We start from the raw sequence: 21,470 nt of genomic DNA on the forward strand, positions 1-21,470 counted from the left end.
ACCCATGAGCAAGCAACTAATCGACGACTTAATAGCGAAAATAGCAAGCACTGAAGGCCCCGTTGCTGACGAGCGAATCAAGGCCATCGCCAATCGTATTGTCAAAGATTTGTTTTACACCATTGAAGACTTCGACATCACACCCAGCGAATTCTGGACTGCACTGAACTTTTTAGGCACTAGCTCGAAAGAGTTTGGTCTTATCGCTGCAGGGCTTGGCTTCGAACGCCTGTTGGACATTCGCATGGACGAGGCCGAGGCCAAAGCCGGACTCAATCCCAATGTCACTCCGCGCACAATCGAAGGCCCGCTGTATGTCGCGGGCGCACCGGAATCGGTCGGGTTTGCGCGCTTATGCAGCGAAGATGAAGTAGGCGACCCCTTGGTTATGGAAGGCCAGGTATTTGCCGAAGATGGCGTTACTCCGCTGAAAAATGCGCTGGTCGAGGTTTGGCACGCCAATCACCTGGGCAATTATTCCTACTTTGATCCATCGCAGGAAGCGTTCAACCTACGTCGCAGCATCCGTACTGACGAGAACGGTCGGTATTGTTTCCAAAGCGTCGTGCCTGTCGGCTACAGTGTTCCGCCCAATGGGGCCACCGATACCATTCTGAAGAAAATGGGACGTCACGGCAACCGCCCTGCGCACATTCACTTTTTCGTGACCGCCAACGATCACCGCAAACTTACCACGCAAATTAATATTGATGGCGACCCTTACCTGTGGGACGACTTCGCCTTCGCCACGCGGGAAGGTCTGGTGCCGGTGTTGACCAAAGTAAGCGACCCCGCTGAAATTGCCAAATACAAGCTGAAAGGCGAATTTTCGCACATTGTCTTTAACTTTACTCTTCACGCCGAGAAATCCAATGTGCTGGGTACTGACGTAACCCGGGCACGCGCCGCCGCATAAGCCTTACCTAACTACAGGTAAGTACGATCTAAAGGACGGCCGGGGAATTTTTCCGTGGCCGTCTTTTGTGTGTCCGGCAGGGGAATCTGTTGATGCACGGACGCTCAAGGAATGACGTTCCAACGCAAAAAACCCACCGAAAGGTGGGTTTTTAATCCAGCAAACTATTATTAGATAGCTTGGATCGATTTGGCTTGAGGACCTTTTTGGCCTTCAGCAGCTACGAAGGAAACGCGTTGGTTTTCTTCGAGCGATTTAAAGCCAGTGCCGATGATGTCGGTGTGATGGGCGAACAAGTCTTTGCCACCCGATTCAGGCTTGATGAAACCAAAGCCCTTTTCGTTGTTGAACCACTTTACAATACCAGTTTCTGTTTGCATTTTTTGCAATCCCTAAAATAGACGAGCGATATGCTCTATAGAAGACTGTCAAGGTGTAGAGATTTGAGCAAAAAAGTACTGTTTCTGGTACTTCAGTTGTACTAACTTCAACGAACTTGAAAATCTAAGCGAGAAGTCTACCTCTTGACAAACCGTCAGTCAAGTGATTCTTTCCTATGCGACCACTATCCCGCGACTTTTATAGTAGAAAAACGACAGTAGTCGCCCAGGATTTGCTGGGCAAACTTTTGGTGAAACAGGTCGACGGACTCCTGCGTACGGGCAAGATTGTTGAAGTCGAGGCTTACCTGGGCCCACACGATCTGGCGGCTCATACTTCCAAGGGCCTTACCTCGCGTACCAAAGTCATGTTCGGTCCTCCCGGGTACGCGTATGTCTATCTGATATACGGGATTCATCATTGCATGAATATCGTTACCGAACCTGACGGCACGGGGGCCGCGGTATTGCTGCGGGCCTTGGAACCCGTGGCAAATATTTCGGTAAACACCAACGGACCCGGTCGCCTCTGCAAAGCGATGGGTATAGACCGCAGCAACTATGGGCACGACCTGTGCAGTGGCGATTTTTTTATCGCCGAGCCGCTCGGTCACGAAGACATTACGATTATCCAGCGCCCCCGGATCGGCGTCGACTATGCCGGCGAATGGGCTGGAAAATTATTGCGCTTCTATATAGAAGGCAATCGATACGTGTCAAAGAAATAAGGCACGCCGGAGTCGCGAGCCGGCGACAGCAAGCAGGCCCTTTCCATGGCAAATATTCAAGGCCTCGCATTCCGTCACAAGCTCGCGTGATCAAAGTTTAGAGGCCGTTCAAGTCCATCACTACCCTCCAGAGAGCCTACTTCAACCCCTCGTGCAAAGCCGCTATATTGAGAAAGTCAATAAAGTTCCAATGCGATCCGATCGGCTTGCCTGGAGGCGCCATGAACGAGAACGAGGCATTCGACCCACAGCAGTTCAAGGCCGAGGCGCGTGACTCGTGGAGCCGGGCCGCCATCGGCTGGAACGTACACACACCGCAGATACGTCGATGGCTTGCAAATGCCACCAGCGCGATGCTTGATGCGGCCAACATCCTCCCTGGCTCATGCGTAGTGGATGTGGCCGCCGGCGCCGGCGATCAGACTCTGGACGCTGCCCGCCGGGTGGGTCCGAACGGCTACGTGTTAGCCACCGATATTTCACCCAACATTCTTCATTTTGCCGCAACCAATGCAAGAGGCCACGGGTTCGATAACGTCCAGACCATGGTGGCCGACGCCGAAAACCTTAATTTACCCGCGGCAAGCTTCGATGCCGCAATTTGCCGGCTGGGCCTTATGTTTTGCCCTGACCCTAAGCGGAGTCTGCAAGAGATTCACCATGCCCTGAAACCGGGTTCACGAGTCAGTGTGTTGGTGTACTCGCAAGTCGAGAGAAATCCATGCCTGGCGATCGTAATGCAGACAGCCTTGGAATATGCCGGCCTTCCATGGCCAGATCCTTATATGCCCGGGACCTTGTTCAGCCTGAGCCGACCCGGCGACATCGGCGAGTTGTTCGCCAGCGCAAAGTTCCACGATATAACGACAAGCGCGATTCCCGCAGCGTTCTCGCTGCCCTCGGCCTTTGCTTATGTGGAATTTATTCGAACTTCTACGTCGTCTGTCATGCGCCTTCTCGGCATGCTCACGCCCAGCGCACGCGAAGCGGCCCTGCTTGAAATGGAAAGCAGGTTACGCCAATTTCAAACACCAAGCGGATGGGAAGGCCCGAATGAACTACTGCTGACTGCAGGCGCACGGTAATCAAACTGGCCAATGCAAGCTGAGAAAACCCAAGCATGGAACACGTTGGGTGATGAACCAGATCATTGATTGCACCAGGCTAGGTCGTGAGTCGGCCAAGGCTCTTGGCGTGAGATTTGGTGGCCGCGGTTATAAGTGCAAATTATCGCTCGGTTTCGTTCTGCCTCGAAAAATGAACTGGGCGACCAGTTTCTAATCGACGTCGTCCAGGCGCTCTTCAAACGCGTTTGCTATCGATGCTGCGGCGAATCCCTGGGCAACGCGACGTCTCTGAATGCCTGCTCTGACTACCGAAATCGGACAGTCTTGGTTGCGTAATAAATGCAATGTCGATATGCGCGCTCCAGATTTGCCTGGCTGGTCCATGGGTATCGTTCGGCGAGCTGCACATTGAAGCGGTCTTGCACGCTCGTTGTTTCCACTTCGGCGGAGAGATTCAGCGCCAATTGCTGTCCAAAGACAATGACATCCGTCAGGTCTGGTTTAACGCATCAAGCTCCGCCTTTGTAAGCGATCGATGGCGCTCTTTTAGTCGGTTTTGGATCGGGCTCAGCCAATTGTTAAAATCCAGCGCTACATCGAGAGCGCTATTGAGTAGATCATTTGGGCTTTGCTCCTGCTTCTGTTTGTGCCATAACGAGGTGAGCAGCTTCATAAAGCAGATCCTTCCAACGCAATGCTATCGGAGAACAAATCAGTAAGGGTGGAAAATCATCCTTGCCAATCCGGGTAGCCCCAGTCCGCACCGCCTTTCGCTGATGACGCAATGATTACCCACTCACAGAACCGAGCGGAAAATGAGCTCAAGACCGAGGACACCGAGGAAGATCATAAACCAGCGGCGGAATGTCGCGACGCCGATATGTGCTCGGACTGCAGTCCCGACCCGCATGCCTAGCAAGGCTGGAATGATGGCAAGTGCCGACAGAGTAATGTTTCCAAGGTGGAAGGCTCCGCCGACTCCCAAACTTGCCGCAAGCGCAACGGTCGAAACCGTAAAGGAGAGCCCAAGCGCCTGGATGAGGTCGTCTTTGCTTAAGCCAAGCGCTTGGAGGTACGGAACTGCGGGGATGACGAAAACCCCGGTTGCTCCAGAGATGGCTCCCGTCATCATTCCAATAACGGGTGATAATGCGCGCTCCATGCACGGAGGGACCGACAAAGGGCGCCCCAGAAGACCGTGCGCCGCGTAGAACACCAAGGCGGCTCCCAACGCCATGCTCGTCCACTTGGTATTGGTATTCGTCAAAAGCCATGAGCCGGCAATAGTGCCCACTACGATGGCGAGCATCATTAGCCACAACCTCTTGATCAACGCGCAAAAATCCGGTCCGGTGATCAATTGCCAAAAATTCGTGACGAAAGATGGGATGATCAGCAGCGAAACCGCGGTGAGTGGCGACATGATGGCACCGAGAATCGCCATCGAGAGCGTCGGCAACCCCATCCCCGTCACCCCCTTGACGATGCCGGCCACGAAGAACGTTAACGCGATAATGAGCACATTCAGGGAAAAGAGGTCATTCATTCCGATGCATATGAAGTCATAAAAGTGAAAAGATAATAAGCGATTAATCTCACTTCACAATCGGGCTTTTCCGAGGGCAGGCTTAGGCGGAACCTAAGGATAACTGTGGTAGTCTTTCTTTCATCATGCGCTTCGATCTTATCGACTTACGGCTCTTTCTCAATGTGTACGAGGCAGGAACAATTACGGCCGCCGCTGCAGCGAGCCATATGACGCTCGCCTCAGCTAGCGAGCGCATTCGCGGTATGGAGGACGCGATCGGCACGCCCTTGCTCGTACGCGACCGGCGGGGCACGCGCATGACGCCAGCAGGTCGAGCCCTTGTACACCATGCTCGGCTTGTCCTAGCTCAAATCGATCAGATGCACGACGAACTTGGTAACTATGGCGCTGGCTTACGCGGGCACGTGCGTTTGCTCTGTAATACGTCGGCGCTCAGCGAACACCTGCCCGACGTCATAAGCAGCTTTCTTGCCGAGCATTCCGGCATTTCAATAGATCTCGAAGAGCGTACGAGCGACGAGATCGTAGACGCCGTACGCAATCAATTGTGTGACGTTGGCGTGGTCGCCGACTCAGTCGATATTGAAGGCTTGGAGTGCTTCGCATTCCGTTCCGATCCTCTGGTCCTCGCGGTGCCTCGCGATCACGACCTCGCGAAGAAGAAAAGAGTCGCCTTCGCAGAAGTCGTCGACCAACCATTCGTGGGGCTTGGCTCGGGCAGCGCCCTACACGATCATGTAACGCAACAGGCTCGCCGTTTAGGAAAAAGCTTGGATTACCGAGTGCGTCTACGCGGCTTCGACTCGATATGCCGCGTCGTGGGACGGGGTATAGGTCTGGCTATTATTCCTAAGGCAGTCTGCCTGCGGTACACCCGGTCAGCTGGCATCAAAATTGTTTCGTTATCCGACCCATGGGCGCAGCGTAACTTAGTATTTTGTATGAGACGCATGCAAGATGTGCCCGTTCATGTGCAGCAACTCATCCAATACATACTCGCACAACCGCCGCATCGATAAGCAAGCACGACGGCTGCGTGGGAGAAACACAATACTTCGCCACTGCGACGTATGAACGCCTGCTGAATCTGTACCGGTTGATGGATGTATAGGGTACTGCAGTGTACCCATGAGCTTCTGGTGTACCGATAGGTGTACCCATGAAGCTAGAAAAAACAAAGCCCCGTAAAGCTGTTTAGGCCTTACGGGGCTTTAACTAGTTAATTTAACTAGCTAATTCTGGCGCGGCTGGCAGGATTCGAACCCACGACCCCTTGGTTCGTAGCCAAGTACTCTATCCAACTGAGCTACAGCCGCTGCGAAAGAGGCATGACTATAACATAGATTTTTTTGCGTGTCTTGCGGCCTGCCACTTACTGCGTAAAATACGACCTTGCTTCCCCAATTTAAGAAGTATCTCCTGCACGTTACCCTGTGTACATTGCAGCACGCTTTCAACGTACAGGATAAAAATGAAAACTGCCCGAGTCGCCTTTCCCTATGATTACTCTCGGATGGAAGCCGTCATTTCAGAATTTTTGGGGCCATGGCGGACCATGGATTTCGATGCCGTGGTATCGATAGCGCGCGGCGGCCTGGTGCCTGGAGTGATGGCTTCCACCAGCCTCGGCGTCCCTTTATATGCCGTCGCCTACTCGCGCAGCGATCGTGCTGTCTCGTGGTTTACGGTCGCCCGCCCCAGCCGTCCGTCTCGCTTGCTTGTTATTGAAGACGTTGCAGGTCGGGGCACGACCTTATCTGACTGTGCAGCATTCCTGCTCGAACTAGGCCACGACCTTACGATTTTTGCTTTGGCCTACGATAGCGAATCGCGCATTACGCCTCAATATGGCTTGAAGATACCCCAGGGATTCAGGGCCTGGTTCCCATGGGAACGGGAATCCATCACTGCAGCGTTCGATGGCACTCTTAACGGGCCGGATCGTCCGGAATACACGTACGCATCATGGGCAATAGACTTGGACGGCGTGCTGCTCATGGATTTGCCCGAGGACCAATACCAGTTGGCCTTGCACGATACCTTGGCTCAACGCGATCTGCTTCCGCCAAACGAAATCTTGCCGCGGCTCGATCTGACAGACATGACCATCATTACTGGACGTCCGGAACAAGATCGCCAACGCACCCAAGCGTGGCTAAGCAAGCACGGCTTTCATGGGCCTCTGATCATGCGCGACGAAGCCCGCCACACCTCACAAGAAACCGCTGCTCATAAAGCGCAGGCCATTCTGGACCGCTGCCATACTCACTATATTGAAAGCGACCCCACCCAAGCGCTGAATATTGCGTATCGAACCAAAGTGGCGAAGGTGTACTGGTGGGATGGCCGCAAGGCGCTAATGGTCTATGCGAACGAAGTCGAACAAAATTTTAGTTAAGATGTTTCACTTAGAAAGAACCGGCCATGTCCGGCACCATACCAATAATTAGGAGAACTTCGTGACCACCCCAACCTCAATGACTTGCGTTGAAGATTTTCGCAAGCTGGCCGAACGTCGGGTTCCCAGGATGTTTTACGACTACGCCGATTCCGGTTCATGGACTGAGGGCACGTATCGCTCCAACGAGACCGACTTCCATAAGCTGAAATTTCGCCAGCGCGTAGCCGTCGACATTGAAAAACGTACCCATCGCAGTGCAATGATCGGTATCGATGTCGCCATGCCGGTAGCCATAGCGCCAACCGGCCTGACTGGCATGCAACACGCCGATGGCGAGATTCTTGGCGCCAAGGCGGCCGAGAAATTCGGCATTCCGTTCACGCTTTCCACGATGAGCATCTGCTCGATTGAAGACGTCGCCGCGAATACACAGAAGCCCTTCTGGTTTCAGCTATACGTCATGCGCGATCGTGACTTCATCGAACGCCTTATCGATCGTGCCAAGGCGGCCAATTGCTCTGCCCTGGTCCTGACACTGGACTTGCAGGTGCTAGGCCAACGCCATAAAGATATCAAGAATGGTTTATCGACCCCTCCCAAACCAACACTGGCAAATTTAGTCAACCTGGTGACCAAACCGCGCTGGTGTTTGAATATGTTGGGCACCAATCGCCGCACCTTCGGCAATATTGTCGGCCATGCAAAAGGTGTCGGCGACCTGTCTTCCTTATCTTCATGGACCGCCGAACAGTTCGATCCCGCCCTTAGCTGGAAAGATATCGAATGGATCAAGAACCGTTGGGGCGGCAAATTGATACTGAAAGGAATCATGGATGCCCAGGATGCCCGTTTTGCTGTCGAAAGCGGGGCCGACGCGCTGGTCGTCTCGAACCATGGCGGACGTCAGCTCGACGGCGCGCCCTCGTCAATATCAGCCCTGCCCGCCGTCGCCCATGCCGTCGGCAAGGAAATCGAAGTATGGATGGACGGCGGTATCCGCTCTGGGCAAGATGTACTTAAAGCCGTGGCTTTAGGGGCCCAAGGTACGATGATAGGCCGCTCGTTCTTGTACTCTTTGGGGGCCATGGGCGAGGCAGGCGTATTGCGATGCCTGCAAATGATCGCCAATGAATTGGACATCACCATGGGCTTCTGCGGGCATACCGATATACAGAATATCGACCGATCCATTCTGTTGAACGGCGATATCTTCGACCGATATTAACCATAGCCGCGCGTGAATCTGCACAACGCCCGCCTTTTTGGCGGGCGTTGTCGTTTAGGGCCAGCACATTGCGACAGCGCCGCAACTGCCCTCGGCCGGGCCATCAAAACTAGGGCTCCTGGCCCGTAGCGTTCGAACGTAAAAATATCCTACCGTACGCATAGTCCGCCATTGCCGTCCTGTTCACGTTCATGGGAGTGCAACACTATGGTACTTCGACACGCCGCCATGCTATCGGTCGTTCTGGGCATGCTTGTGCCGACGGGCCTCGTCGCCAGCGAGCTTTACGAGCGCGATCCGCTGCCGTCGATCGGACTGTTCACGTTGCAACTGTGGCCCCTGGAGGCACGCGAACACGCCATGCAGCCTTCACAATTTGAATTTATGAAGCGCAGGAATCTACTGAGCGAAAAAGAAGCGAAAATCCAGGCCCAAACACAGTACCTGGCGGCAAAGTTCCGCCAAAGTGAGTCGAGCATTCGCAACTATGTGGAGCTCGCGTGGAAAGAGGCTGGCAAACGCAACGGAGTTCCGGCCGAGCTTCTCATTGCCATGATGCAACAAGAAAGCTCACTGCGTCCGAAAGTGGAGAGCCACTATGGCGCCCAGGGCTTGATGCAAGTCGTTCGTCGGTGGCATTACGACAAGCTACATCCGTCTGAGTCGCTGTTCGACCCGGAGGTCAACATCCGCGTCGGAGCGGATGTGATCGAAGAATATCTGGAAAAGGCGGATGGCAGCCTTATCCAAGCCCTTAAAAAGTACTCCGGCAACGCAAGAAATTACGCCTCCGTCGTCCTGACTGAGTCGTATAAGCTTGCGCGTGTCGCAGCCGAGGCCGCCCGTGACGTCTTGGCATCGAAAGGCTGACCTCGTCACAAGCGCTCAGGAATAATGATGAACAGCAAACTTTCCCGCCTTGCTGTTCTCGGCACCTGAACTAATCCAGCTTGATACCAAGTTCGCCAATCAACTTGTGCCAACGTGCCGTTTCTTTCTCGAGAAGGGCGGCATATTCGTCGGGTGTGTTGCCGACAGGCTGAATCCCGAAATCGACCAGGCGTTGACGCACGGCGGGCTCGTTTAGTGTGGCCACCACGTGCTTGTTCAAGGCGTTAACAGCGTCCTTCGGCGTTCCTCCTGTTGTCACCATGCCCACTTGGGCCGCTGCCACGACATTGGGATACCCCAATTCGGCAAACGTCGGTACATCGGGTAACTGGGCCAGGCGTTCTGGATTAGCAACCGCCAGGGGCTTCACTTTGCCCCCTTTAATGAAGCCGGCACCCGCTGCAAGATCGACCATCATGACGGGCACTTGTCCACCGGCCACATCGGTCAACGACGGTGCTGCGCCGCGGTAGGGTATGTGCACCATATTAAGCTTTAGTTCTGCCTTGAATAACTCCATGGCGAGGTGGTGCGGACTTCCCGCGCCGGCCGACGCATAGTTCAGCCCGTTCTTATCGGCGCGCGCCCGCTCGATGACGTCCTTCACGCTGTCCAGGCCGGAATTCGGACTGGCAACCATGATCATGGGAAAGCTGCCCAGCAACGTGACGGGGGCCAGTTCCTTTTTCGGATCGTAGCTAAGCTTCTGATACAGAGCCGGGTTGAACACCAGGGTGCCGTTGTCCGCCGAAAGTACGGTGTAGCCGTCAGGCGCCGACCGAGCAACATCGCTGGCGGCGATGGAAGTATTGCCGCCAGGTTTATTTTCAATCACGACCGCTTGGCCCACGCGTTTGGACAAGGCGTCGCCAATCGTGCGCGCGAGGAAGTCTGAGCCGCCGCCCGCCGGGTAAGGCACAAGCCAGCGTATCTGTTTATCCGGATAGTCGGCCGCATTGGCGGGCGCCGCCACGGCCAGCGGCAGCGCAAACAGAGCAACCGTTATTATTTTCTTGAGAGTGAACATTTTTCTTCTCCGGATATTTCAAGGTGCAGATTGTTGAGGCGTAAATAATATACGCGTTGCGTAACAATGAGGAATACAAGGAAACCCTAGCGACGCTCCGCAACCCGGGACTAGGCTACATGGCCTAGGGCCGCGCTGATGGCGGCGCCCTCTACCCGCAATGCATGTGCTACCCGGCTGTCGGTCGAGGCATCGAAGGCGCCCGTGGCACCAAGAACGGTCAGCACGGCCGCCACACGATCGGAAAAATCGAAAATCGGCACGCCGATGGCACTGATTCCCTGCAGATTGGTATCGCGCACGACGGCCATGCCGGCCGCGCGCACTTCGTTCTTGATGGCAGCGATCGGATCGACTTTGTCCACCAGCCCACGCTTGGTATCGGCGATATCAGCCAGCTCATCTCGCGCCATGCGTTCTACGCGCGTGTCGTCCATGAAGCCAAGGAAAACCCGGCCGGTTGCCGACGTCAACAAAGGCAAGACCGACCCCACGCGCACGTTAAGTGTTACCGGCAAGCCAGGCTCTTCGAACCGGACGATAGTAGGACCCTTGTTACCCATCACGGCGATGAAGCAGGTCATTTCAAGCGACTCGCGCAGCCGGATGAGCGCCGGCTCGGAGACCCGTATGGGATCCGCCAAACGCATGGCAGCCAAGCCGATCTGGATGGAGCCGGCACCCAGGTAATACTGCAGCGACACGGGATCCTGCGCGACCAGTCCTTCTTCCATCATGCTGATGAGATAGCGGTGCACCTTGGCGGGGTTTTCCGATACGTGTTTGGCGAGAACCGTGAGGCTTGCACGCCCCCCCAGCCGTGTGAGGCCTTTAAGAACCGCGATCCCCGTCGTGATGGCTTGCACACGCTGACGGCGCCCGCGCGTCGTGGCTGCTATGTCGATATCGATGGGTGTCGTGGTCATAAGTTGGTGCCAGCGTTAAAGTGGACCTAAGTATATTCCTTCGGAAGTCGTGCATCGGCGCCGTCCATACGAGCCTTTTGCAATACGCTTTTTCATACCGAATAAAAATTACGCAATGCGTGTAAGTATTACGCTAAAATAATAATTCGAATCGGGGCTGGTGGTCTATCGCTTGGCCCTTTCAAAGGATGACGACATGACCAGTGCCCAGAATACGCCCGCCGCTTGCCCCTATGCCGCCGAATCGGCGCAGCTATCATCGTCCGGGCAATGTCCGGTCGATCACAAGGCTGCCAACTTCGATCCATTCCAAGACGCCTACATGGAGAATCCGTCAGAGTTCGTCCGTTGGGCGCGCGAACAGGCACCGGTTTTCTACAGCCCCAAGCTCGACTACTGGGTTGTGACGCGCTATCAAGCCATCAAGGACATCTTCCGTGACCCCATCACCTTCAGTCCCTCCAACGTACTCGAACCCGTTGGCGAACCTTCGGAAGAAGCCGCTGCCATACTGAAACAGTATGGCTACGCCATGAACCGCACGCTCGTTAACGAAGACGAACCAATGCACATGGCGCGCCGACGGGTGCTGATGGAACCCTTCACGCCCGAACACTTGCGCAAGCATGAACCCATGGTTCGCCGACTCGTGACCGAAGCCATCGACGGATTCATCGATGACGGGCGCGTCGACCTCATGCAAAAGCTGCTGTGGGACGTACCGTTTACGGTGGCGCTGCACTTCCTGGGCATCGACGATGACTCGGACCGCGAAACAATGCACCGGTTTTCCATTGCGCATACCATCAATGCCTTTGGCCGCCCGACCCCTGCCGAGCGAACTTCGGTCGCCCATACGGTGGGCCAATTCTGGCAGTTCTCTGGCCAAGTGCTAGAAAAAATGAAGCGCACTCCCGATGGCCCGGGCTGGATGCGGTATTCAATCCGGCAACAAAAAGAATATCCTGACGTGGTCACCGATTCCTACCTGCACTCGATGATGATGGCCATCATTGTGGCTGCGCACGAATCGACATCCTTCGCCTCGGCCAATGCGATCAAGCTGCTGCTGGAACACCCTGACAGCTGGGCCGATATCTGCAAGAATCCGGGCCTGATTTCGCCCGCCATCGAAGAATGCCTGCGCTATAACGGTTCAATTGGATCCTGGCGGCGCCGCGCCACGCGCGATGTCGAGATCGAAGGGGTCGCCATCCCGGCAGGAGCGCGCCTGCTGCTGGTCGTATCATCGGGCAACCATGATCCACGCCACTTCGGCGACCCGGATTTCTTCGACATACGGCGCGATAACACCGTCGAACATCTGACATTCGGCTTTGGTGCCCACCAATGCCTGGGCAAGAATATCGGCCGCATGGAAATGCAGATCATCATCGGCGAGCTAACGCGCAGGCTGCCGCATATGTGCCTGGTTGACCAGACCTACAAGTATGTACACAACCTCGCCTTCCGGGGCCCAAAGAATCTGCTCGTGGAATGGAATCCAGCGCTGAACCCCGAACGAAGCGATCCGTCAGTCCGCAAAGCGACTCAGGAAGTACGACTTGGCGGCCCGCTGGCCAAGCATATTGTCCGTGACCTTCAAGTTGAATCGGCGCGACAGGCCACAGAAGACATCCTCTTGCTGCGCCTTACCTCGCCCACCGGGACGCCGTTGCCGAAATGGACGCCCGGCGCCCACCTGGACATCGAATGCGGCCACACCGGCCTGTCGAGGCAGTATTCACTATGCGGCGATCTCGATGACCGCAGCGCCTGGGAAGTCGCCGTGCTGCGCGACCCAGAAAGCCGCGGCGGCTCGTCATGGATCCATGAATATGCCCAAACCGGCGCCGCATTGCGAGTGCGGGGGCCGCGCAATCACTTTCACATGGACGAGTCGCACGGCGGCCGCATGCTGCTGCTTGCTGGCGGCATTGGCATCACCCCGATCATGGCCATGGCGCAACGCGCGCGAACCCTCGATATGGATTACGAGCTGCATTTCAGCGGCCGGTCTCGCTGCGCCCTGCCGTTCTTCGACGAACTTCAAACGCTCCACGGTCCGCGCCTTCATGTGCATATCAGCGATGAAGGAAGCCGCTGCGATTTCGACCAATTGCTGAAGACTTTCGATGACACGACACAGGTGTACGCCTGTGGCCCTTCCCGCATGCTCGACGCACTGGAACAAGCGGTTTCGCGCCGCGGACTGCCGGACACGTCATTGCATATCGAGCACTTCGTTAATAACGTCACGGTCCTGGACCCTGCCAATGAACATGCTTTCGAGGTGGAACTCAGGAATTCCGGCCTGACGTTAACCGTGACGAACGAAAGTACGCTGCTGAACGTCCTGCGCGCCTCTAACATCGATGTGCAAAGCGACTGCGAAGAAGGGCTTTGTGGCGCCTGCGAAGTCGGCGTCCTGGCGGGCGAGGTGGATCATCGTGACAGCGTACTGACCACGGCGGAACGACGCGAGAACAAACGCCTGATGGCCTGTTGCTCGCGCGCGGCTAACAAGAAGTTGGTTCTGGATCTATGAAGGGATATATCACCATAGCCAAATGGACACATAACAAGACAGCGCCCGATGATTGTCGGGCGCCGTAGTATTAAGCAGGAGGATTCACCAGCTCGGGAGTCAATCGAGCACGTTCGGGTTCGGCTTCTGCCAGTGGATCAACCGCTCGCATGGTGCGCAAACACCTAAGGGTCAAGGCCTGATACTGATGGGTACCACGAGATTTTCGTGCAATTTCAGCGTCGCTTAGTTCACGCATCACTTGTGCTGGCGAGCCGACGACAAGGCTGCGTGGCGGAACCACCAGCCCTTTCTTGACGAAGGCCATGGCCGCCACCATGCTGTCCTCGCCGATAACGGCAAGATCCATGACCACGGCATTCATTCCCACCATGGCATTACGTTGGATGGTGCAGCCATGCAGTACTGCACCGTGTCCGATGTGTCCGTCGACCTCGACGACGGTGTCGATCTCGCCCGTCCCGTGAATGACGCAGGTATCCTGCACGTTGGAGCCCTGCTTCAGTACGATGCGCCCGAAATCCCCGCGCAAGCTTGCCAGCGGCCCGACATACACACCAGGGCCAATGATCACATCCCCGATGAGAACTGCGGTCGGATGCACATAGGCTGTGGGGTCAACAACGGGAACGATGCCATCGATGGCATAAACTTTGAACATGCGGTGAGTCTCCGTGGCTTTTTTAGAAATTGGTAGGACCGGTCGCCCAATTTACCAGCGCGAAGGGTATGCGGACAAGAACGAAAAACGATGCGCATGACCTCAAGGTGCCGCTTTAGTAAAAGAGTGCTTTGCAAATTGGCCGGAGCACGGTATGATTTTATCTACATTACGAGTTGGGCTCGACGCCCCGCCAACCTGCCTTCCGGGGCAAGGTGGTCTGCCAAAAAGCAAATGTGGCCCGTTCAGGGCAACCAAGCCGGCAACAGCGTCAACCCTCCTAGTGAGGGTTTTTTGCTTTTAAGGTCTGGCCGACCCAATCGGCCGGGTGGATTTGTCCAGCTTGCTGCACCCGACCAATGTCAAAGCAGCTAAACAGGAGATCAACATGAATCAGTACAACCGCCTTCAGCCAAGCCTGGCCAACCAACAATACGCACCGGTTAATTCGCGCCGCGAAGGTGTACCGGCATTTGCCGCGACGAACCGCGACACCCGGCCACTGGACGACGAACTATTCCGTAGTGAGTGGCGTGATCCGGTGGCACTGCGCTTTAGCCCCTACACTACGTGATCGGTACTACATGCTGCGGGAATACGGGCATACATTGCCGCAGCCAAAGCTCCACATCGGTGAACCGGTCTTCTGGTTCGTACCGCACGGCGCGTCGCAATAAATAATGGCTGCCTGCCCTTTTGCTGAACTCTTGCGTAGGTGAAAACACGCCCTCGAGCGATGGCCATTGCATGCTACGCTTGCCGATTCTGTGGGAATCTCCACACTTTTGGTGTCGCAAAAAAACAGGAACCGCAAGATGCAGTTTGGGCAGCACAAAGCTTCTGTCGACGACGTTCACGACAGCGGTCTCGGCACACTAAAAGTACACTCGGCAAATTCAATGGTGCAAGTCGCCCTGCTAACCTGTCTGGCGATGGTGGCCTTCGCCAGCAATTCGATACTGTGCCGGCTCGCTCTTATGGCGGATCGCATCGATCCTTTTAGTTTCACCGTGCTACGGCTCGTGAGCGGTGCGCTGGTACTTTATGTGTTGGTACGGTTCCGGTCACAGCCCATTCAAGAATCAGCGCTTTCACGACAATCGTCTCGGGTTCTTCAGTCGGGTAATTGGGCCGGCGCTGTCGCACTGTTCCTGTATGCCATGGCCTTTTCTCTTGCTTACGTCAACATGGAGTCCGGCGTAGGAGCGCTGATTCTTTTTGGCGCTGTGCAACTCACCATGTTGCTGTACGGCGTCTTTAAAGGCGAGCGGATGACGCCGCTGTCGATGCTGGGTCTACTTATCAGCATCGGCGGTCTGGTGTACTTGCTACTACCAGGCAGTAGCGCCCCGCCATTAGGCAGTGCACTGCTCATGATCATTGCTGGCGCTTCCTGGGGATGGTATTCCTTGCTGGGTAAGGGTTCGTCCAGTCCACTCGTCACGACCGCGGCAAATTTTGCCCGCGCCATTCCCTTCGGTTTGCTTGCGGCTGTGCCGTTCTTGGCCTCGTTGAAATGGGACGCGTTTGGTGTGCTTTGTGCGGTACTTTCGGGCGCATTTGCCTCAGGACTCGGATACGCGGTCTGGTACGGCGTCATCAAGCAACTTTCGGTGCTCAAAGCCAGTTCAGTGCAATTGTGCGTGCCCATTCTTACTGCTCTGATCGGAGCAGCGTTTCTTGGCGAAGCGTTGACGCTACGGGTTGTCATCGCATGCATAGCGGTGCTCGGCGGTATCGCGCTGGTGCTGGCGAGCAAGCAACGGATGCGGGGCTGACCGCCCTTAGCTTGGCACAGACCGGGCCCGCCGTTTATAGACAAATCCCCAGACCAGCCCCAGAACTGCTGCAGATGAGGATGCAACCAAAACCGCCAATTTACTGGCATTCAGCAGATTCGCATCTTCGAATGCCAGGGTCGCGATAAAGATGGACATCGTAAAGCCTATGCCAGCGAGTAAACCAACGAGGATCAATCCAGACCAAGTGACCCCGGGCGGCAGTCGGCACCAGCCCATGCGAACGGCGATCCAGCTGGCGCTTAATAAGCCGGCCGGTTTGCCCACCACCAGTGCCAGGACAATTCCCCACACCACACTCTGCGCCCCACTACTATTCAAATCCACGCCTTCCAGGCTTACCCCTGCATTGGCGAGCGCAAACAAGGGCATGATCCCATAGGCAACCCACGGATGGAGTGCCATTTGTACGCGTGAAACAGGTGGCAGAACTTCGCGTTGCGCCTTGCGCAATTCGGACAGCGATGCGGCGAGTACACGAGCTTGCGTGCCGTCGTCTTTCGCAAAAGCCTCTAGCTCAACGGCTGTGCGCTTCACAACATCAAGCGGACGCTCCACTGCAAAACGAGAAAACACCGGCGTCATGAGGCCCAGGACAACGCCAGCAAGAGTAGGATGTGCGCCGGTTTGCAGCAGCCCGAACCATAGGATGGCACCAGGAAGAATATATGCCCACGCTGCTGCCACGCCCATACGCTGCCACATAAGAACCATAAGAATTCCGAATCCGGCGACTATCAATCCGGTATGGTCCAGGCCACCAGAATAGAAAACAGCAATAATAATGACTGCCGCGATATCGTCAATAATTGCCACGGCCAGCAAAAAGATTCTCAGGTTCCCTGGTATAGATTTTCCCAACAAAGCCAGCACACCAACGGCGAACGCAATATCGGTTGCCGTCGGGACTGCCCAACCTTGAAGACGGACCGGCTCAAGGTTGAACGCTGCGTAAAGTACCGCCGGAAAGGCGATACCACCCAGTGCTGCAGCCAGCGGAAGCGACGCCAGCTTCAGATTAGCCAAAGCACCATCGTGGATCTCGCGACGAATCTCCATTCCGACAACCAGAAAGAACACCGTCATCAAGGCGTCGTTAACCAGAAAGTGAAGAGACTGCGAGAAAACCAAGCTGCCTAAACTGAACGACAAGTTGGTATGCCACAGCGCATGATAGCTATCAGCTGCAGGCGAGTTGGCCCAGATAAGTGCGACGGCTGCCGCTAAGAGCAGCGTAATGCCGCTGACGGCCTCGATGTGGAGGAAGCGATCAATCGCTGACGAAGCGCGTTCGGTAAAAAGTTGGGCGCGCGGCATGGATGTCCGCGAGGGCTTTCGGTACATGGTCGTGAAGTCTCCGCGCAGCGGCCCGACTAACGCATTAACCTGCCACACCGCAACGTGCGATGCTGACACCCAAAGCCAGTATACATAGAAATGATTTCTACGCTCCAAAAAAATAGCCGGCATTCGCCGGCTATTCCCATCACTGCAAGCTATTACGCTGCGGCAATGCACTCGATCTCGAGCAGGAACGAAGGATTGCCCATGTCGGCGGCAATCGTCGTGCGCGCTGGAAACTCGCCTTCCTTGAAGTAGGTGCGATAGATTTCGTTCATGCGAGCGAAATCTGTGGCGTTCTTGAGGATCACGTTGGCTTTGACAATCTTGTCTAAGCTCGAGCCGGCCTCTTCGAGCAAGGCTTTGACGTTAGCCATTACCTGGTGCATTTGCGCATCGAAATCACCCTCGACGATTTGGCGATCGCCAAAAAAAGCAGGCTGACCAGAGACAAAAACAAAACCACCGGAGCGCACTGCGGGTGACAGCGGAGCGCGGGGGGGCGTAACCTTATCGGATGTGATAATTTCTTTACTCATACGTATCTCCTTGATAACAAATCGAACTTAAATTGGCTTAGCCCTTGGGCTTGATTACAACGCGTTTGCGCCAGATGCCTTCACCATCGTTGCGGCTTTGTCCATTTCGGACTTCAGGTATTCAGCGAACTCGGCGGGTGTTGTACCCGCTGGCTCCAGACCTTGTGCTGCCAAGCGCTCGCGAACATCCGCAAGATTAAGAATGCGCACAAATTCAGCGCTCAGCTGGTCGACAATTGCTGGAGGCGTGCCGGCAGGTGCAACGACGCCGAACCAGGAGTTTGAATTGAAGTTATCGACGCCGGCTTCCTTGAACGTTTCTACCTCGGCGGCCGAATCGATACGCTTATCATGAGCCAGCCCGATAGCGCGCAACTTGCCCGACTTCACGTGCGGGAGCACATCAGGTGTGTTGGCAAACATCATGTTGACGTGGCCGCCGAGCAAGTCATTCAGTGCTGGGGCTTGACCCTTATAAGGGATGTGCAGGACATCGACTTTTGTCTCGGCCTTAAGCATCTCGATGGCGATATGGGGCGAAGTACCTGCACCGAAGGAAGCGAAGGTCAGTTCGCCTGGTTTGGCTTTCGCGGTCGCGATCACATCTTTAAGGTTCTTGACCGGCACATCAGGGTGAGCAACAAGCATGTGCGGGGTGTAGGCTACCCAGCTCACCGGCGCAAAATCTTTCTCTGTGTCATAGCGTAGTTTCGCGTGCAGGCTGGGGTTGATAGCAAAGCTGTTGGCGACCATGCCAAGGGTGTAGCCGTCGGGCGCGGCCCTGGCGACCATTTCAGTGCCGATGATGGTCCCTGCTCCGGGCCTATTGTCGATGATGACTGGCTGCTTGAAGCTTTCCGACATCTTCTGCCCCAGGCTCCGCGTCAAGTTATCGAGCGTGCCACCGGCCGGGAAAGGTACGACGATGGTTATCGGCTTGCTAGGATAAGCCTGTGCAAGCGCTACTGACGGTGCTACCGCCAAAGCGCTTAAGGCAACGAGGCCCAAACGGATCATATTTAAACGCATAATAGTCTACTTAAAAATGGTGGTTTCGAGCTCGCCGATGAATTTAATGCGAGCCTTGATGACGTCGCCCGGTTCGAGCGAGCGTGGTGGTTCCATCGCGAACCCGACGCCAGAAGGCGTGCCGGTGGCGATGATGTCTCCGGGCTCCAGGGTCATGCCCGCAGACAATTGAGAAATAATGTTGGCCACATCAAACAACATATCCGACGTGTTGGCCGACTGACGCAATTCGCCGTTGACATCCAGTTCCAGGTCAAGCGCATTGGGATTTTCGATCGCCGATTTCAGTGTTACGACGGGCCCGATTGGGCAGGTGCCATCCAGGGACTTTCCTTTGAACCACTGACCATGCAGGGCTTGAAGGTCACGCGCCGTGATGTCGTTCACAACGGTGTAGCCGAACACGTAATCCAGCGCCGCCTCGGGGGGGATATCGCGCCCTGCCTTCCCGATGACGATGCCAAGTTCCACTTCATAATCCAGCATGCGCGTATGCGCGGCGTGCCGACTCACCGCCGCCTGATGCCCGACTACGGTCGTGGGCGCCTTGGTAAAGAACTCCAGCGCTTTAGGAAAATCGTCGGCCGGACGGCCGCGGGCCAGATTGCCCTCGACGATGTGGGCGCGGTAATTTCGTCCTACGCAGAAAATGTTCTTTGACGGGTTGGGAATAGGCGCCAGAATGGAGAGACCTGCGGCTTCCAGAATTGGCGCACCGCCTTTTTCGGCCAGCTTCATCAGGGTGCGCAAAGCTTCGAGAGCCGGCTCACCAAGGCAAATAACATCAAAGACTTCAGTGGGGGCCGGAGTGGCTTTTAACGAGTGGTCGGAGCTTGACCACGCCTGAGTGAAGTCGACGACGCGACCATCGTCAAGCATTCCGCCCAAACGGGTCTCGTCGCCCTGTGCAAAGGTAAGTAATTTCATTAAATCGAATCTCCCGTACTGGTGTTGTTAATGTCATTCAAGGTCTGCGCGAGAAGTCCTTGAACATGCTCGCGCGCCAAACGATCGGCAAGCGCCCCATCGCGCTTTTCAATTGCATCGATAAGCGCCCGGTGCTCAGCCAAAGAATGCCGTGCACGCTTCAGGCGCTCAATTGTTCTGGTCTTGAGCATGGCGCGATGGCCAAATGACTTCCAGACCTTCCCCAGCAGGCTATTCTCGGCCAGCCGGATGACAGCGGCATGAAACTCCACGTTTGCTGCGGCGTATTCATCAATGCGCGCGTCGATATTGTCATCATTAAAGGGAGCGAAGATGGCGCGTAGCGCATCGACATCACGTTGGGACGCGTTCAACGCCGCCTCGCGCGCCGCAAAGGCTTCAAGCTCAATACGAAGTTTCAGCCACTCTATGTAGTCTTCAAGGGTGACTGGCGAAAGCAAGGCGCCACGCCGTGGCTCCATCGTCAAAATACCTTCCTGGCCCAGCCGCAGCAACGCCTCGCGCACCGGCGTGCGGCTCACGCTGAGTTTTTTTGCCAACTCTTCCTCACGCACTCGCACTGGGTGGTCAATGTTTTTGACTAAACCCAGCACATGAGCACGCACCGAGTCGTAGATCGAATCGTCGGGCCGAGAGATTTTCGTCATTGGCTTCGGGTCCATCCTGCATTCACGTTTAGACAATTGTATACGATATTACATTTTCGTGCGCATAATTGCTTAAACGGAACCTAGAAAGCTCCTATCGCGGCTTTGCTCGTTCCGTCAGCGGCCAAAAAAAAACCGGACTTGGCCGACCGGGCATTTACACTATGTTCAGGACGCAGCAACGCCTCTCTGTGCCGCTAAAGGTGCTGCGAGCTAGACAGCGCACCCTCGCGAAGCGTTGTAAAACTGTGCAGGCCGACGCGGAGCTTCCGTGGGAACGACCGTTTCGGCCGAAGGAGCGAACATGCCAGAATCCCAAGACAAAGATGAGCTTCGCCCGCTCGCCATAACCTTGCGCGACGGGCGCAGCGTCACCATACGGCCAATCTGCCCCGAGGACAAAGACGAGCTTGCGGCCGCCTTCGAACGCCTCTGCGCCGAGTCGCGTTACTCGCGTTTTTTTTCTGCAATGCGCGCCCTGCCCGAAAAAGCGCTCGATTCGGCAACGCATCCGGCTCCTGAGCGGGAGGTTGCCCTGGTCGCCTTGAGCAACGAGGGGAGCCGGAAGATCATCATCGGAGGCGCGCGTTATGTCGCTGCCCCCGGAAGTGATACCTGCGAGTTTGCCGTAACGGTCGCCGATAACTGGCACGCTCTCGGGCTTGCCCGAAGCATGATGGAAATGCTTATCAAGATAGCCCGTGCGCGGGGTGTCCGACACATGGAGGGCTTTGTCTTGCCCACCAACGCCAATATGCGCGGACTTGCCGCGCGGCTCGGGTTCACGGACGCTCAATACCCTGAAGATCCCACACTGCGATTGGTGACGCTTGAACTGTGAGACGGGA

General features: G+C 55.6%; 22 protein-coding genes, 1 tRNA gene and 1 riboswitch. Of the genes, 11 read left to right on the plus strand and 12 right to left on the minus strand.

Annotated elements, in window-relative coordinates; translation table 11 throughout:
- The first annotated feature begins 4 nt into the window (after window positions 1-4).
- A complete protein-coding gene (gene catA, locus EKL30_RS08200) occupies window positions 5-916 on the plus strand; it encodes a catechol 1,2-dioxygenase (RefSeq protein ID WP_126706738.1) in 912 nt (303 codons plus the stop codon).
- A gap of 170 nt (window positions 917-1,086) precedes the next feature.
- Here catA and EKL30_RS08205 read toward each other — a convergent pair whose 3' ends face one another.
- The gene (locus EKL30_RS08205; RefSeq protein ID WP_073107347.1) at window positions 1,087-1,296 is read right to left on the minus strand and encodes a cold-shock protein; all 210 of its coding nucleotides are present in this window, start codon (window positions 1,294-1,296) and stop codon (window positions 1,087-1,089) included.
- A gap of 176 nt (window positions 1,297-1,472) precedes the next feature.
- On the opposite strand from EKL30_RS08205, the gene EKL30_RS08210 reads away from it, so the two are divergent.
- Window positions 1,473-2,024, plus strand: a complete 552-nt coding sequence (locus EKL30_RS08210; protein ID WP_126706739.1) for a DNA-3-methyladenine glycosylase — start codon at window positions 1,473-1,475, stop codon at window positions 2,022-2,024.
- Window positions 2,025-2,245: 221 nt separating this feature from the next.
- Window positions 2,246-3,109 (plus strand): class I SAM-dependent methyltransferase, encoded by an 864-nt coding sequence (locus EKL30_RS08215; RefSeq protein ID WP_126706740.1) that lies wholly within the window; start codon window positions 2,246-2,248, stop codon window positions 3,107-3,109.
- Window positions 3,110-3,581: 472 nt separating this feature from the next.
- Here the strand turns inward: EKL30_RS08215 and EKL30_RS08220 are convergent, their stop codons facing one another.
- Both EKL30_RS08220 and EKL30_RS08225 read right to left on the minus strand, forming a co-directional pair.
- The gene (locus EKL30_RS08220) at window positions 3,582-3,764 is read right to left on the minus strand and encodes a hypothetical protein (RefSeq protein WP_126706741.1); all 183 of its coding nucleotides are present in this window, start codon (window positions 3,762-3,764) and stop codon (window positions 3,582-3,584) included.
- 123 nt (window positions 3,765-3,887) lie between these two features.
- The gene (locus EKL30_RS08225; protein WP_126706742.1) at window positions 3,888-4,637 is read right to left on the minus strand and encodes a sulfite exporter TauE/SafE family protein; all 750 of its coding nucleotides are present in this window, start codon (window positions 4,635-4,637) and stop codon (window positions 3,888-3,890) included.
- Between the two features lie 125 nt (window positions 4,638-4,762).
- Between EKL30_RS08225 and EKL30_RS08230 the strand changes: the two genes are divergently transcribed.
- Entirely contained in the window at window positions 4,763-5,659 is an 897-nt protein-coding gene (locus EKL30_RS08230) for a LysR substrate-binding domain-containing protein (protein ID WP_126706743.1), read from the plus strand.
- 220 nt (window positions 5,660-5,879) lie between these two features.
- Here EKL30_RS08230 and EKL30_RS08235 read toward each other — a convergent pair.
- Window positions 5,880-5,956, minus strand: a tRNA-Arg gene (locus EKL30_RS08235).
- Window positions 5,957-6,111: 155 nt separating this feature from the next.
- Here EKL30_RS08235 and EKL30_RS08240 point away from each other — a divergent pair.
- The 3 genes from EKL30_RS08240 (at window position 6,112) to EKL30_RS08250 (ending at window position 9,136) form a co-directional block, all read left to right on the plus strand.
- Window positions 6,112-7,038, plus strand: coding sequence for a hypothetical protein (locus EKL30_RS08240; protein ID WP_126706744.1), 927 nt, complete (start codon window positions 6,112-6,114; stop codon window positions 7,036-7,038).
- 79 nt (window positions 7,039-7,117) lie between these two features.
- Window positions 7,118-8,266 (plus strand): alpha-hydroxy acid oxidase, encoded by a 1,149-nt coding sequence (locus EKL30_RS08245; RefSeq protein WP_126706974.1) that lies wholly within the window; start codon window positions 7,118-7,120, stop codon window positions 8,264-8,266.
- Between the two features lie 207 nt (window positions 8,267-8,473).
- A complete protein-coding gene (locus EKL30_RS08250; RefSeq protein ID WP_233582922.1) occupies window positions 8,474-9,136 on the plus strand; it encodes a transglycosylase SLT domain-containing protein in 663 nt (220 codons plus the stop codon).
- Window positions 9,137-9,206: 70 nt separating this feature from the next.
- Here the strand turns inward: EKL30_RS08250 and EKL30_RS08255 are convergent, their stop codons facing one another.
- Together EKL30_RS08255 and EKL30_RS08260 are read right to left on the minus strand one after the other, a co-directional pair.
- Window positions 9,207-10,184 (minus strand): tripartite tricarboxylate transporter substrate binding protein, encoded by a 978-nt coding sequence (locus tag EKL30_RS08255; RefSeq protein WP_126706745.1) that lies wholly within the window; start codon window positions 10,182-10,184, stop codon window positions 9,207-9,209.
- Between the two features lie 110 nt (window positions 10,185-10,294).
- On the minus strand, window positions 10,295-11,110 hold the full coding sequence (locus EKL30_RS08260; protein WP_126706746.1) for an IclR family transcriptional regulator: 816 nt from the start codon (window positions 11,108-11,110) through the stop codon (window positions 10,295-10,297).
- 196 nt (window positions 11,111-11,306) lie between these two features.
- Here EKL30_RS08260 and EKL30_RS08265 point away from each other — a divergent pair, with 196 nt between their 5' ends.
- A complete protein-coding gene (locus tag EKL30_RS08265; RefSeq protein WP_126706747.1) occupies window positions 11,307-13,658 on the plus strand; it encodes a cytochrome P450/oxidoreductase in 2,352 nt (783 codons plus the stop codon).
- 70 nt (window positions 13,659-13,728) lie between these two features.
- Here the strand turns inward: EKL30_RS08265 and EKL30_RS08270 are convergent, their stop codons facing one another.
- Complete coding sequence (locus tag EKL30_RS08270; protein ID WP_126706748.1) at window positions 13,729-14,319, minus strand: transferase hexapeptide repeat family protein; 591 nt, start codon at window positions 14,317-14,319, stop codon at window positions 13,729-13,731.
- Between the two features lie 161 nt (window positions 14,320-14,480).
- A riboswitch (SAM-I-IV-variant riboswitch) is annotated at window positions 14,481-14,587 on the plus strand.
- Between the two features lie 120 nt (window positions 14,588-14,707).
- Here EKL30_RS08270 and EKL30_RS08275 point away from each other — a divergent pair.
- Together EKL30_RS08275 and EKL30_RS08280 are read left to right on the plus strand one after the other, a co-directional pair.
- Window positions 14,708-14,893 carry a hypothetical protein gene (locus tag EKL30_RS08275; RefSeq protein WP_126706749.1) on the plus strand — a complete coding sequence of 62 codons (186 nt, stop codon included), beginning with the start codon at window positions 14,708-14,710 and terminating at the stop codon, window positions 14,891-14,893.
- Window positions 14,894-15,134: 241 nt separating this feature from the next.
- A complete protein-coding gene (locus tag EKL30_RS08280; protein WP_233582924.1) occupies window positions 15,135-16,097 on the plus strand; it encodes a DMT family transporter in 963 nt (320 codons plus the stop codon).
- A 6-nt stretch (window positions 16,098-16,103) separates the two neighbouring features.
- On the opposite strand, the gene nhaA is transcribed toward EKL30_RS08280, so the two are convergent.
- The 5 genes from nhaA to EKL30_RS08305 all read right to left on the minus strand — a co-directional run bounded on the left by nhaA (window position 16,104) and on the right by EKL30_RS08305 (window position 20,658).
- Window positions 16,104-17,462 carry a Na+/H+ antiporter NhaA gene (nhaA, locus tag EKL30_RS08285; RefSeq protein WP_126706750.1) on the minus strand — a complete coding sequence of 453 codons (1,359 nt, stop codon included), beginning with the start codon at window positions 17,460-17,462 and terminating at the stop codon, window positions 16,104-16,106.
- Window positions 17,463-17,617: 155 nt separating this feature from the next.
- The gene (locus tag EKL30_RS08290; RefSeq protein ID WP_126706751.1) at window positions 17,618-17,998 is read right to left on the minus strand and encodes a RidA family protein; all 381 of its coding nucleotides are present in this window, start codon (window positions 17,996-17,998) and stop codon (window positions 17,618-17,620) included.
- Window positions 17,999-18,052: 54 nt separating this feature from the next.
- Complete coding sequence (locus EKL30_RS08295) at window positions 18,053-19,027, minus strand: tripartite tricarboxylate transporter substrate binding protein (RefSeq protein WP_126706752.1); 975 nt, start codon at window positions 19,025-19,027, stop codon at window positions 18,053-18,055.
- A 6-nt stretch (window positions 19,028-19,033) separates the two neighbouring features.
- Complete coding sequence (locus EKL30_RS08300; protein WP_126706753.1) at window positions 19,034-19,954, minus strand: fumarylacetoacetate hydrolase family protein; 921 nt, start codon at window positions 19,952-19,954, stop codon at window positions 19,034-19,036.
- Complete coding sequence (locus EKL30_RS08305; RefSeq protein WP_233582926.1) at window positions 19,954-20,658, minus strand: GntR family transcriptional regulator; 705 nt, start codon at window positions 20,656-20,658, stop codon at window positions 19,954-19,956. Before EKL30_RS08305 ends, EKL30_RS08300 begins: the two co-directional genes overlap by 1 nt.
- A 268-nt stretch (window positions 20,659-20,926) precedes the next feature.
- Between EKL30_RS08305 and EKL30_RS08310 the strand changes: the two genes are divergently transcribed.
- Window positions 20,927-21,463 carry a GNAT family N-acetyltransferase gene (locus tag EKL30_RS08310; RefSeq protein WP_126706754.1) on the plus strand — a complete coding sequence of 179 codons (537 nt, stop codon included), beginning with the start codon at window positions 20,927-20,929 and terminating at the stop codon, window positions 21,461-21,463.
- Window positions 21,464-21,470 lie beyond the last annotated feature (7 nt).

The organism is Candidimonas sp. SYP-B2681 (assembly GCF_003971065.1).
Classification (GTDB): domain Bacteria; phylum Pseudomonadota; class Gammaproteobacteria; order Burkholderiales; family Burkholderiaceae_B; genus Pollutimonas.

Excerpts from the sequence above, each read along its gene's own strand:
- catA (WP_126706738.1), top strand. The coding sequence starts at position 5 with ATGAGCAAGCAACTAATCGACGACTTAATAGCGAAAATAGCAAGCACT.
- EKL30_RS08205 (WP_073107347.1), bottom strand. The coding sequence starts at position 1,296 with ATGCAAACAGAAACTGGTATTGTAAAGTGGTTCAACAACGAAAAGGGC.
- EKL30_RS08210 (WP_126706739.1), top strand. The coding sequence starts at position 1,473 with ATGCGACCACTATCCCGCGACTTTTATAGTAGAAAAACGACAGTAGTC.
- EKL30_RS08215 (WP_126706740.1), top strand. The coding sequence starts at position 2,246 with ATGAACGAGAACGAGGCATTCGACCCACAGCAGTTCAAGGCCGAGGCG.
- EKL30_RS08220 (WP_126706741.1), bottom strand. The coding sequence starts at position 3,764 with ATGAAGCTGCTCACCTCGTTATGGCACAAACAGAAGCAGGAGCAAAGC.
- EKL30_RS08225 (WP_126706742.1), bottom strand. The coding sequence starts at position 4,637 with ATGAATGACCTCTTTTCCCTGAATGTGCTCATTATCGCGTTAACGTTC.
- EKL30_RS08230 (WP_126706743.1), top strand. The coding sequence starts at position 4,763 with ATGCGCTTCGATCTTATCGACTTACGGCTCTTTCTCAATGTGTACGAG.
- EKL30_RS08240 (WP_126706744.1), top strand. The coding sequence starts at position 6,112 with ATGAAAACTGCCCGAGTCGCCTTTCCCTATGATTACTCTCGGATGGAA.
- EKL30_RS08245 (WP_126706974.1), top strand. The coding sequence starts at position 7,118 with ATGACTTGCGTTGAAGATTTTCGCAAGCTGGCCGAACGTCGGGTTCCC.
- EKL30_RS08250 (WP_233582922.1), top strand. The coding sequence starts at position 8,474 with ATGGTACTTCGACACGCCGCCATGCTATCGGTCGTTCTGGGCATGCTT.
- EKL30_RS08255 (WP_126706745.1), bottom strand. The coding sequence starts at position 10,184 with ATGTTCACTCTCAAGAAAATAATAACGGTTGCTCTGTTTGCGCTGCCG.
- EKL30_RS08260 (WP_126706746.1), bottom strand. The coding sequence starts at position 11,110 with ATGACCACGACACCCATCGATATCGACATAGCAGCCACGACGCGCGGG.
- EKL30_RS08265 (WP_126706747.1), top strand. The coding sequence starts at position 11,307 with ATGACCAGTGCCCAGAATACGCCCGCCGCTTGCCCCTATGCCGCCGAA.
- EKL30_RS08270 (WP_126706748.1), bottom strand. The coding sequence starts at position 14,319 with ATGTTCAAAGTTTATGCCATCGATGGCATCGTTCCCGTTGTTGACCCC.
- EKL30_RS08275 (WP_126706749.1), top strand. The coding sequence starts at position 14,708 with ATGAATCAGTACAACCGCCTTCAGCCAAGCCTGGCCAACCAACAATAC.
- EKL30_RS08280 (WP_233582924.1), top strand. The coding sequence starts at position 15,135 with ATGCAGTTTGGGCAGCACAAAGCTTCTGTCGACGACGTTCACGACAGC.
- nhaA (WP_126706750.1), bottom strand. The coding sequence starts at position 17,462 with ATGTACCGAAAGCCCTCGCGGACATCCATGCCGCGCGCCCAACTTTTT.
- EKL30_RS08290 (WP_126706751.1), bottom strand. The coding sequence starts at position 17,998 with ATGAGTAAAGAAATTATCACATCCGATAAGGTTACGCCCCCCCGCGCT.
- EKL30_RS08295 (WP_126706752.1), bottom strand. The coding sequence starts at position 19,027 with ATGCGTTTAAATATGATCCGTTTGGGCCTCGTTGCCTTAAGCGCTTTG.
- EKL30_RS08300 (WP_126706753.1), bottom strand. The coding sequence starts at position 19,954 with ATGAAATTACTTACCTTTGCACAGGGCGACGAGACCCGTTTGGGCGGA.
- EKL30_RS08310 (WP_126706754.1), top strand. The coding sequence starts at position 20,927 with ATGCCAGAATCCCAAGACAAAGATGAGCTTCGCCCGCTCGCCATAACC.